Genomic DNA, 9994 nt, shown 5'->3' on the forward strand with positions numbered 1-9994 from the left:
AAATGGATAGGCTAGCATGCTGCTGCGACACATAGATGCGTAAGCAGAACGCTGTTTTCGCAAACTTCGTCTGCCATTTCGGCTCCGACGCGGTCCTCCTCGACTACGCGCGCGAGATCGTCGTTCCGGCGCTCACCGATCCGGCGCTTAAGCGGACCTACGGCCCCGACACCGTTTACGTCATCCGCGACGCGGAGCTCGTTCGCTTCGGTGAGCCGCAGAGCCCAGTCGTCGCTGTCGGAGGTCGCTTCATCAAGAACACGGTGCTGCGTCGGCATCAGGTTCTGCACCCTGAGCAGGGGCTCATCCCAGACCAGCAGGCTATGGCGTCGGCGCCATCCGCATGGTTCTTGCTGGTGCTGAACAATCACCGCCTCGTTTACCTCCCCGAGACGCCATACGCGCCCGATCTCGTGGCCTTCGAGGCGGCAGCCCGGAAGTTCATCTCTGAGCGGCACAAGGCCTACATCGACGGCCTGCTTGCCGCCGCAAAGGAGCGCGGCGAGCGCACCACCAAGGCAGCTTTGATGCGCGAGCATGGGCGCCCTGTGATCGACGTCGTCCCGCTCTCAAACGAGGCTAGCATCGAGGCGTTTCTCAAGCGCTTCTCTAAGCTGCAGCGCATCGAGTTTGAGCTGGTGAAGCCGAATCAGGAGATCGACGGCAGTGCCATTTGGCGCCAGTGGCGCGAGCAGAACCAGAAGCTGGCGCCCGACAAAACTGTCGTCCGCACGGAGAAGTCAGAAGGCTTCGATCTTCAAGAGGCGGGCCGCCAGATCGCGGACGCCGCGGCGTCCGGAGGCCAGCGTGTGCGCCTCGTCGGGCGCGACGAGAACGACAACAAGATCGACGGAGACAACGACAGCTTCAAGGTAAGCGCACCGATCAAGGATCCTCCAAAGGAACGCCGCGCGCTCTTCGGCCGCCTCTACCAAAGCTTTGTGGGGCTGATGGCCGCGGGGACTATCCGCGTGGAGCAGCCGGCGGACGACGTGCAGGCGAAACTCCGCGCGCTGGACGGCATGTGACGCCCCCCGAGCAGGACTGGCGCGACGGGCTCTTCGCGCACGGCTCCTATTGGCAGCTGGCGCGGTCGGCGCTGTGGGCCTCGATGACGAGGCTCAGGAGCTTCGGGGGCATTGCGCTCTGCATTGGGCTAAGCGCTGGCGGCTTTCTGATCGATAAGCAGCTGCTGGGTGGCTCCTGGGGTAGCGGAGCCGGCGCCGTCACCTTCGTGAGGACATGGGCTGCCACCGGCCTCGCCTTCGGGTCAGCCATGCTTGCCTTCCTGATTGCCGGCTTCACGATCTTTGCCACCGTGACCGACGTACGCGTCTTCCGCGCGCTGGCTACGCTGCCCGACAACAGCAGCCCGCGCGGTAATGCCCGAAGCCAGCTCCAGACTATCTTTCTCTCCTTTATGCTCGACTTCTGGCACTTCATCGCCTTCCTGTTGGTGTGTGTCGTGTTGGGCTTCCTGTTTGCCCAAGGTACGCCGGCTACGGCACTGCTGGGCTGGCTCACGAGCAACCATCCCGAGCTTCGGAGCGCCTTAATCCACTTCGCTGTTGGGCTACTGGGGACGTACTTGCTGCTACTCGTGGTGATCACGAAGAGCTTCGTGTGGAACGTATACCAGTCGGTGCTGATCGCTATCGCGCTGAAGGCGGAGGAGTTGGAGAAGCAGACCCACAGCTAGCATCATTCAATACGCCATTCTTGATAACAGATTTTATCAAGACTAGTTTGCCTGCCTCAGCCCGACCGAGGGAAGGTGCGATTCGATGGCCCATCTATCCTGGCAGCGCGGTCCGACGACGGGGTTCACGGTCGCGGCTGACATCTTCCCCCTCACCGAGCTGACCCCTCATCCCCGCGGTGTCATCGAGTACGAGGTCCTCGTGACCGATGCCGAGCTGCTGGAGGCGCATGTCGGCACATCACACCGGTTCATCGTCGGCGACCGGGTCGGCCCCTTCCTGGCGAAGATCGGCCCGCTCATGCAGGTTACGAGCACGCACGCCGGTTTGGGCCTGATGCGCGGGGAGCCGACGCTGCGAGGCCGCCTCGAGATCATCGATCCCGAGGCTGCGACATGACTGACCCGCTTCCCGTCGTCGCACCCTCGTCTGCCCGGCTGCTGACAGCAGAGGAGTTCCGGCACCTCGCCAGCGTGCCGCCGGAAGCGGAGTGGTTCGCCAACATCACCAATCCAAGCACCCAGCGTGCCTACCGTCACGGGGTGGGCGATTTTATGCGCTTCACCGGCATCGCCCGGCCCGAGGAGTTCCGCGCCGTCACGCGGGCCCATGTCATCGCTTGGCGCGACGAGCTCGGGCATCGCGGCCTTGGGGGCAGCACGGTCCGGCACCGGCTCGCCTCGCTCGCCTCGCTGTTCGAGTATCTCTGCAACCGCAACGCCGTGACCCACAACCCGGTGAAGGGTGTCCAGCGCCCGCGGACCGAGAGCGGCGAAGGCAGGACGCCAGCGCTTGGTGACCACCAAGCGCGCGCCCTTCTCGCGGCGCCCGCCGACGACGGCATCCGCGGCAAGCGTGACCGCGCCATCCTCTCGACGCTGCTGTTCCACGCGCTGCGGCGCGACGAACTGTGCAAGCTGCGGGTGCGGGACTTCCGCCACGCACGGAAGGGCGTGCCGCACCTCAGGGTGTCGGGGAAGGGCGGTAAGACGCGCTACTTGCCGCTGCACCCCGGCACGAACGCGCTGATCCACGACTACCTCGACACGGCGGGCCACGGCGACGACGACGGCGGTGCCCTGTTCCGGCCGGTACGCAACAACCGCACCGGACGCCTTAACGCGGCGATCACGCCGGACGGCGTCTACAAGTTGGTGCGGGCCTACTCGGCCGCCCTGGGCTTCGAGATCGGCGCGCACGCGCTGCGCGCGACGGCCGCCACCAACGCGCTCGATCACCAGGCCGACATCGCCAAGGTGCAGGAGTGGCTCGGGCACGCGAACATCGCAACGACGCGCATCTACGACCACCGGCGGACGCGGCCGGAGGACAGCCCGACCTTCAAGGTCGCGTACTAGGCGCTGCGTCGCCGGCGACGAGGCACTTCACCGAGGCGAGGAAGCCGCCGATCCTCGGCTTCTGCGCCAGCCTCGCCGCCACGAGCGACGGCTTGTGCCCGTCGATTACGAGGGCATGGTCGCCCGAGCGGAAGCGCAGCAGCCCGTTCAGGTTGGCGACCCCGATGAAGAGCGGGCGGAAGCCCTTGCCGTGGTCCGTCCCGCGGCCGTGCCGCGACACTCCGTCGGAGAGGGTCAGCCGCAGCGCCTCCCCGTGGTCGTCGAGCCCGGCGTACTCCGGGCAGGTCCGCAGGCTGTCGAGGACGCCCGCGCCACGGTCGGCGGCCACGAACTCGAAGGATTTCTCCCGGGCCATGAAGGCGACCAGACCGGTCCTGGCGGCGCCCGAGTGCTCGTAGATGTTGCTGTACATCTCGCCGATCGCGCCCACGAGCTGCGCGGCGACGCGCTTCGCAAAGCCCGCCCCCACCGCCGCCTGCTGGGCGGCGACGCCGAAGGCGGTCCAGCTCATCTCGTCGCGCTCCCCCGCGGTGCGCAGGAAGCCGACGTTCCGGCGGAAGGGACACACCCAGCGCATCTGGCCCTGCGCGAGGGCGCCGCGCAGGTCGCCCACGCCGTCCAGCTCCAGCCAGGGCGCATCCCCGGGGCGCGGCAGAAGACCGGCGGCGGCCAGGTGCGACATCTCGATCAGCGGGCCGAGGTCGCGCACCACCGCGCGCTCCACCTGCCTGCCGGCCAAGCGCCCCCGCTCCGCGGCGAACGCCAGCCCGTCCAGGGCGGCGAAGTCGAGCGTCGTCACGCGGCGCGGCCGCGCTTGCGCCGCTCCGGGCCGCTGCGGCCGAGCCACCCCTCCACCGCGGCCAGGTTTTCGGCCAGCAATCCGTCGAGCGGTGCGCCGAGCGGCGTCGGAGCGGAGCGCCACGTGGGCGGCGCACCGTCGCCGGCGGAGATGGCGCGCTGGCGCATCACGGTCTTCATGAACACGTTGGTGTCGAGGACGGTCGTCCTGGCGAAGGCCCCGGCCAGCGCCGGCAGCACGTCGGCCCCGCCCCGCACCACGATGGCGAGCGGGCGGCCGACGCCCCGCGCGAGGCCGGCCAGCCACGCGGCGTGCCGCTCCCGCCGGCCGGCCCAGCCGGTCCCGGTGGCGAACTCGTAGGCCAGGAGGGTTATCTCCAGCCGCTCCGCCAGGAAGGCCGCCCAGCGCTGGAAGTCCGCCTCGGTGCGGCCGTTGACGTGGAGGGCGGCGGGCAGCCCCTCGTCTAGGAACTCCCAGTGCACGATCGCGATCCGCGCCATCGCGTGCAGGTCGTCCCAGCGCGGCCGGTCGAGGAACAGGCTGAAGTTGGGCGTGGTCGCCGCAACGGCGCCCGCGGTCCGCGCGGCGCGGATCACCGCGCGCCGGCGGGCGCCGCCGATTCCCCACCAGCGTTCCAGGGGGCGGTCGCGGCCTGTGCCCGTGAGCAGCAGAGGCGTCCCCGGCGCGATGCCGTACGCCGCGCAGAGCGCCTCGTGCGAGGCGTGCCGCGGCTCGCCGGTCCGGCGGTCCAGCATCTGGTACAGCGACAGCGCCGCCGCGGGCGGCGAGACGCGCGCGGCGCGCGCGCTGCCGTGGAAGATCATGGGCACGACGGGCGGCAGCTCGGGCGTGGGAGGCGGGACTGACGCTCGCGGTACCTCCGCGAGGTCGAAGCTGCCGATCTCCCGCACGCGGTCGACGAAATCGGGGTTGTTCCGGCAGACCCGGTCGCAGCCCGACGGGTTCTTGCAGCAGAAGTCCAGGCAATCGAAGGAGCGCAGCTCGAGCCGGAGGCCGCCGCACAAGGCGCGCTCCGGGCAGCCGGAGCAACCGATGCACGGCGGGTTGCGGGCCTCGTCGTGCCAGAGCCGGCGCTCCTTGCGGTGGCTCCGCGACGGCGTCGGCGTGTGGGAGGTGGGATCGGTCAGCACAGCGAGATCTCCACGGCGCCGGCCAAGTCGTGGACCTGCTCCACGGTCCCCTTCGCGATGCCGCAGGACGCCTCCACAGCGGCCATCAGCTCGGGCCGGCACCCCTCGGCCCGCGCCACCACCGCGTTGCCCCGGCGGGCCGTCAGCCCGCCGCCCTCGGCCTGCACCACGAGGACATCGCCGGCATGCAGGCGCGCCCCGCCGACGACGTCGGCGGCCACGGTGCGCACCAGGCGGGACGGCTCGCTGGTGAACAGCGTGGAGGTGGCCAGCGCCACCCGGCCGCGGTCCCAGCTCTTCTTGAAGCTCGGCGCGGCCTTCTCGATGAAGTCGGCTCCCATCGTCACGCCCCCTCGAACAGGGGCCGGTAGCGCTTCGCTCGGCCCTGGCTGACCTCGACCACTAGGCCGAGCGCCGCGAGAGCGGACAGCCTGTTGTTCCACGCCGTCGCGTGCTTCGTCCCCTCCTCCTCGCCGTAGGCGCGCATGAGCGCGGCCGCGTCAGTCTCGCCGTGTTTGCGGACGAGGTCGAAGGTGAGCCGCTGCTTCGGGTCGAGCTCGCCGATGGGGGCCGCCTGCGTCACCGAGCCGGCCGGGTCGAGGACGCAGGCCATCAGCACGTCCCCGCGCGGCCCGACGAGCTCGGCCAGGTCGTCCCGGACCGCGTCGTTCGGGTTCGCGATGACCGGGTAGAGGCGCGACCGCCGCCCCCGCACGGCGTCCCGGAACGCCAGGACGCTCTCGCGGAGGAAGCTGGCGGTGGCCACCTCGACGCCGGCGAAGTCGAGGAACACCGGCGCCGGCTGGTCGGGCTCCGCGGCGGCCGCGGCGAGCATCCGGCCGAGGGTGTGCCGGCCGTTGACGGCGCCGGCCAGCACCTCCCCGCCGCCCATCTCATTCATATCGAAGCGCATGACCTTCAATATCTCACATGACACACGTGAGGAAAATGGGAAGATGGTCGCGCGCTGTCAAGTCGGCGCGCGCACGGCCTGGGAGTGCCCTCAGAAGGGCCAGTCGTCCGGCGCGGCCGCGGCGGGCTCCGGCGCCGGAGCCCGCTCCCGCGCCATATCATCCACTTTCACCTTGCCCTGCCGCCGCCCGGCCTGAACCACCCGGAGCAGCCCGACACGCTTGCGCGGGTCGAAGTCGGATCCGCTCAGCCCTGTGAACTCCATCGAGTCCACGAAGTCCTCGGCGGCCGCCTGCGCCTCGGAAGGCGTCATGTCGGCGACGTACTCGCCCGCGAGCAGGTGCATGCCCGCCTCGGCTAGCGCCCCGGTCATCTCCTCGAGGACGAGCAGGCCCTCCAGGCGGCCCACGGCGCTCGCGCGCCAGGTGCCCAGCGTATCCCAGTCGGTGTGCCCTGTGCCGGGCAGGAGGCGCTCGAAGCAGCGCAGCGTCGCCAGGAGGCTTTGCAGGGTGTCGGGGCGGGGCCTGTCCTCGATGTCCAGCAGCACCGCGTCGCAGCGGAGCAGCAGCTCCATCAGCTCCCGGGCCGAACCGAGCGGCGCGAGCGGCACGAAGTCCACCTCCGGCCCCGCCCCCTCCCGCTCCGCGGGCTGCAGGAGGTCGGCGAACGCGACGCCGAGCACCGCGGCGACTTGGTGGACGGTCTGGTAGTCCACGGCCACGCCGCGCTCCAACCTCTCCACCGTCGTCTTCGAGACCTTGGCCTTGTCGGCCACGTCCTGCTGCGAGAACCCGAGCCCCCTGCGCAGGCTTGCCGCCCTGGCCCCGTCGCACCGCATGCCCTTTCTCCTCTCCGGCTTGCGCATGGATGCTCCGCTATCGAGGGTCGGCAGGGTGACGGCAGCCAGTCGTCAGGTGGTCGTCACCTCGGATTGTAGGGCGCCGGGCCTATGTGGCGCCTCCACCACCCGCCGGCGCCGTCCACTCTACCGGGCACCGGATGGGCCTTCCGTTCCGCCCGACCAGGACCGGCGCGAACTGCGCCGCCGCGAGCCGGCTTGGCGTCACGTGCCGCACGAAGCTCGCTACGGCGCCGAGCTTCCCGGGCTGCGTGCCGTCGAGCCACACGAGGCCCACCGTCCGGCCCACTTCGTCGCGCACGATGCGCAGCGGCTCGCAGAGGTCGGTATCCTGCGAGAGTACGACGGCCACGTCGTACAGCCCGCGCCAGGCGTCGTGGACGAGGTAGGTCGCGAGGTTCACGTCGGAGCCCTTTTCCTCGGTGTTCCAGACCTTCACGTGCGTCGTGCCGTCCGCAAGCGGATGGACGAGCGGCCGGACCTTTTGCTTCGTCAGGAAGTTGCCGAAGTGCACCTCGACGCAGGACAGGGTCCGCAGCGCGCGCAGGTAGGTGTCCTGCCGGACCGGCTGGCCGGGATCGAGTTTCCCGCTGACGGGAGCGGTGAAGTAGCGGATCTTCTGGACGTCGTTGTCGGGGTCGAGCAGTCCCCGCACGAGGGCCAGGATGTCGAGCCACTTGTGCGGCGTGCCCTTGAGCGCGCGGTAGTAAAGGTTGAACCCGTCGACGTAGACGAACGTCCGCTTCACCGCCCCTGCCCAGATACGCAGAAGCCGCCGAGGGCGGGTGCCCTGGCGGCTCCTGAACCGACACCGCTCCCCGGCGAGCGGGGTGCCGTGCCGGCGGGTATCCCCGAAACAGATATCGGTATCCCCGCGTTGCTTCAAGCCTTGCAACAATTTGTCTCGGGCGTGCCCCCGCTGCGCGGGGTCGGGCCCTACTCGGCCGCTGCGCGGCCTCCCCGAGCCCCTGCGGGTCTCGGCGCTACGCGTGACGGTCCCTCACGCAGGTATGGCGGCGGCGCCGCGCCTGTCCCGCCGCGTGGGAGGCTGCCGGCGTGCTCGCGCGCGTCAAGGACGCTCGGCCCTGCCTCGCGCCGCTCCGCGGTCGCCTCCGGCGATCCCTGACCCGCGCTGCGCGCGCCGGCTCGGCAGAGCCCGTCGGGACGGGGAGCGTCAATGCAGAAGTCCGACCCCCGCCTCCGGCGCGGGTCGAACAGGGAGCGGGGTTGAGAGAAGAGAGAAAGTAAAGGCGCGTATTGCCCGCGCTGTTGCTCGCGGCGGCACTGTCGAGGCGGCGGCGAGTACGGAAATGCACTCGTGGCCGTGAAGCAGAAATACGGCTAAACCGCTGTATTTGCTTGCTAATTCAGTGCCTTGCGTATACTCTTCTTCTTGCCGGTCGGGATGACCGGCGGCCAGGGCGAGGGGCGGCAACCCCTCATCCCCGGCCTGACCCGAGACATGGACTGTGACCATGACCCAGGCTGACCCCGTGATGGGGGTCCAGGGCCGCGCGCGCAACCGTGCCCGCCACCCCTCCCTCTCCTTCCACCCCTCCCCTGCCCTTCCGACCCGGAGGGCCGCCCTGTGAACGACCGCTGGACCGACGTTGCCCTCGCCACCGCTGAGGGTGCGCGAAGCGAGCTGGCGGCCGTGCAGGCCGGCCTCGCTGCCCTGCCGGTGCACTCCCCTGCCCGCGCCGCGCTCGCGGCCCGCGCGGCCGACCTCCGGCACTGCCTCGCTGCCGCCCGTGCCGTGCTCGACGCCTACGCCGTCCCGGCCGGGGCGGAGGAGGCCGCGGCATGAGCGCCCTCCCCTCCCCTGCCCCGCTCTATCTCGCCGGCCCACGGCCCTTCTTCGTCTACTGGCGCAGCCAGCGGCGGCAGTTCTTCTCCTTCCGCGCCCGCGTCGTCGCGTGGTCCGCCTGCGAGGCCCGCGCCCCCTTCCGCCCCCGCCGCGGCTGGGGGCCGGAGCCGCGCGTCGTCGGCGTGAAGGCCTGCGCCAGCCTCACCGGCCACGCCTGCGCCAGCTCCGGCCGGTGGGTCGGATGATGGCGGCCCGGCACGCCCAGGCCCGGCGGGAGGGGCCCAGCACGCGGCAGCACGCGGCGCGGGAGGCCTCCCCTCCCCCGCCGGCTGCCGAGGTGCGCGCGGACGTCTACGCGCGCGTCACGGACGCGATCGTCGCCGCCATCGAGAGCGGGGTGGCGAGAGGAAAGGACTGGCGCATGCCCTGGCACCGCCGGCGCGACCCGAGCGGCTCGCCGATGCTCCCCGTCAACGTCGCGCGCGGCGCGGCCTACGGGGGCGTCAACACCCTCGCCCTCTGGGCGGCGGCCGAGGCGCGCGGCTACCCGGGCGGCCTCTGGGGCACCTACCGGCAATGGGCCGAGCTCGGCGGCCAGGTCCGCAAGGGCGAGCGCGCCGCCACCGTCGTCTACTGGCGCTTCCCGGATGCGGCGAAGGGTGGCGAGGCCGAGGACGGGGAAGAGGTGGAGGAGGGCGCCCGGCGTGGCCCCTGGGCGCGCGCCTACGCCGTCTTCAATGCCGCCCAGGTGGACGGGGCCGCCCTGCCCCGCGACGCCGCCCCGCGGCTGCCGGAGGCGGCGCGGATCGCGGAGGCGGAGGCGTTCTTCGCCGCCCTGCCCGGCCTCGACCTCCGGCACGGCGGCAACGCGGCGTTCTACAGCCCGGGCACGGACCACGTGCAGATGCCGCCCTTCGCCGACTTCCGCACGGTCGGGGGCTACTACGCCACCCTCGCCCACGAGGCCGCGCACTGGACCGGGCACCCGTCCCGGCTCGCGCGCGACCTGACGGGGCGCTTCGGCGGCCAGGCCTACGCGGCCGAGGAGCTGGTGGCGGAGCTCGGCGCGGCCTTCGCGCTCGCCGCCCTTGGTTTCACGGCCGAGCCGCGCGAGGACCATGCCCGCTACGTCGCGCACTGGCTCGGGCTGCTGCGCGGCGATCGGCGGGCGATCTTCACCGCCGCCGGTAAGGCCCAGGCCGCGGCGGACTGGCTGATCGCGGCGGCCAAACAGCGGGCGCCGTAGCCGGGCAGGGGGCGGGCACCAGCCCGCCCCCGATCCACTCCGGACAAGTCGAGATCAGAACGACCCTGTCCGGGCGGGGGGGGGGGGGGGGGGGGGGGGCGGCGCCCGGCCGCGGCCCCCCCCCGGCCGCCCCCCCCCCCCCGGCCGGGGCGGGGGGGGGGC

13 protein-coding genes are annotated in these 9994 nt (G+C 71.4%); 7 read left to right on the plus strand and 6 right to left on the minus strand.

Annotated features, from left to right (window positions below; translation table 11 throughout):
* Positions 1–35 precede the first annotated feature (35 nt).
* The 4 genes from ACK8OX_RS23260 to ACK8OX_RS23275 all read left to right on the plus strand — a co-directional run bounded on the left by ACK8OX_RS23260 (position 36) and on the right by ACK8OX_RS23275 (position 3058).
* Positions 36–1028 (plus strand): hypothetical protein, encoded by a 993-nt coding sequence (locus ACK8OX_RS23260; protein ID WP_430666655.1) that lies wholly within the window; start codon positions 36–38, stop codon positions 1026–1028.
* The gene (locus tag ACK8OX_RS23265) at positions 1025–1699 is read left to right on the plus strand and encodes a hypothetical protein (protein ID WP_430666656.1); all 675 of its coding nucleotides are present in this window, start codon (positions 1025–1027) and stop codon (positions 1697–1699) included. Before ACK8OX_RS23260 ends, ACK8OX_RS23265 begins: the two co-directional genes overlap by 4 nt.
* 85 nt (positions 1700–1784) lie before the next feature.
* Complete coding sequence (locus ACK8OX_RS23270; protein WP_430666657.1) at positions 1785–2099, plus strand: hypothetical protein; 315 nt, start codon at positions 1785–1787, stop codon at positions 2097–2099.
* Positions 2096–3058 carry a tyrosine-type recombinase/integrase gene (locus ACK8OX_RS23275; protein WP_430666658.1) on the plus strand — a complete coding sequence of 321 codons (963 nt, stop codon included), beginning with the start codon at positions 2096–2098 and terminating at the stop codon, positions 3056–3058. Before ACK8OX_RS23270 ends, ACK8OX_RS23275 begins: the two co-directional genes overlap by 4 nt.
* Here ACK8OX_RS23275 and ACK8OX_RS23280 read toward each other — a convergent pair.
* From ACK8OX_RS23280 to ACK8OX_RS23305, 6 genes are all read right to left on the minus strand, one after another.
* Positions 3042–3857 carry a hypothetical protein gene (locus ACK8OX_RS23280; RefSeq protein WP_430666659.1) on the minus strand — a complete coding sequence of 272 codons (816 nt, stop codon included), beginning with the start codon at positions 3855–3857 and terminating at the stop codon, positions 3042–3044. The two genes, ACK8OX_RS23275 and ACK8OX_RS23280, sit on opposite strands and share 17 nt — an antisense overlap.
* A complete protein-coding gene (locus ACK8OX_RS23285) occupies positions 3854–5008 on the minus strand; it encodes a hypothetical protein (RefSeq protein WP_430666660.1) in 1155 nt (384 codons plus the stop codon). The genes ACK8OX_RS23280 and ACK8OX_RS23285 overlap by 4 nt, the downstream gene beginning before the upstream one ends.
* Positions 5002–5355 carry a hypothetical protein gene (locus tag ACK8OX_RS23290; RefSeq protein ID WP_430666661.1) on the minus strand — a complete coding sequence of 118 codons (354 nt, stop codon included), beginning with the start codon at positions 5353–5355 and terminating at the stop codon, positions 5002–5004. Before ACK8OX_RS23290 ends, ACK8OX_RS23285 begins: the two co-directional genes overlap by 7 nt.
* On the minus strand, positions 5352–5921 hold the full coding sequence (locus tag ACK8OX_RS23295) for a hypothetical protein (RefSeq protein ID WP_430666662.1): 570 nt from the start codon (positions 5919–5921) through the stop codon (positions 5352–5354). Before ACK8OX_RS23295 ends, ACK8OX_RS23290 begins: the two co-directional genes overlap by 4 nt.
* A 90-nt stretch (positions 5922–6011) precedes the next feature.
* On the minus strand, positions 6012–6785 hold the full coding sequence (locus ACK8OX_RS23300; protein WP_430666663.1) for a helix-turn-helix domain-containing protein: 774 nt from the start codon (positions 6783–6785) through the stop codon (positions 6012–6014).
* 82 nt (positions 6786–6867) lie between these two features.
* Positions 6868–7527 (minus strand): NYN domain-containing protein, encoded by a 660-nt coding sequence (locus ACK8OX_RS23305; RefSeq protein WP_430666664.1) that lies wholly within the window; start codon positions 7525–7527, stop codon positions 6868–6870.
* 840 nt (positions 7528–8367) lie between these two features.
* On the opposite strand from ACK8OX_RS23305, the gene ACK8OX_RS23310 reads away from it, so the two are divergent.
* From ACK8OX_RS23310 to ACK8OX_RS23320, 3 genes are all read left to right on the plus strand, one after another.
* Positions 8368–8586 (plus strand): hypothetical protein, encoded by a 219-nt coding sequence (locus tag ACK8OX_RS23310; RefSeq protein ID WP_430666665.1) that lies wholly within the window; start codon positions 8368–8370, stop codon positions 8584–8586.
* Positions 8583–8831: a hypothetical protein gene (locus ACK8OX_RS23315; protein ID WP_430666666.1), complete on the plus strand. Its 249-nt coding sequence runs from the start codon at positions 8583–8585 to the stop codon at positions 8829–8831. The genes ACK8OX_RS23310 and ACK8OX_RS23315 overlap by 4 nt, the downstream gene beginning before the upstream one ends.
* A gap of 92 nt (positions 8832–8923) precedes the next feature.
* A complete protein-coding gene (locus ACK8OX_RS23320; protein WP_430666667.1) occupies positions 8924–9832 on the plus strand; it encodes an ArdC family protein in 909 nt (302 codons plus the stop codon).
* Positions 9833–9994 lie beyond the last annotated feature (162 nt).

The sequence above is a fragment of the Falsiroseomonas sp. CW058 genome (genome assembly GCF_050563535.1).
GTDB lineage: Bacteria > Pseudomonadota > Alphaproteobacteria > Acetobacterales > Acetobacteraceae > Falsiroseomonas.

Excerpts from the sequence above, each read along its gene's own strand:
- ACK8OX_RS23260 (WP_430666655.1), top strand. The coding sequence starts at position 36 with ATGCGTAAGCAGAACGCTGTTTTCGCAAACTTCGTCTGCCATTTCGGC.
- ACK8OX_RS23270 (WP_430666657.1), top strand. The coding sequence starts at position 1,785 with ATGGCCCATCTATCCTGGCAGCGCGGTCCGACGACGGGGTTCACGGTC.
- ACK8OX_RS23275 (WP_430666658.1), top strand. The coding sequence starts at position 2,096 with ATGACTGACCCGCTTCCCGTCGTCGCACCCTCGTCTGCCCGGCTGCTG.
- ACK8OX_RS23295 (WP_430666662.1), bottom strand. The coding sequence starts at position 5,921 with ATGCGCTTCGATATGAATGAGATGGGCGGCGGGGAGGTGCTGGCCGGC.
- ACK8OX_RS23300 (WP_430666663.1), bottom strand. The coding sequence starts at position 6,785 with ATGCGCAAGCCGGAGAGGAGAAAGGGCATGCGGTGCGACGGGGCCAGG.
- ACK8OX_RS23315 (WP_430666666.1), top strand. The coding sequence starts at position 8,583 with ATGAGCGCCCTCCCCTCCCCTGCCCCGCTCTATCTCGCCGGCCCACGG.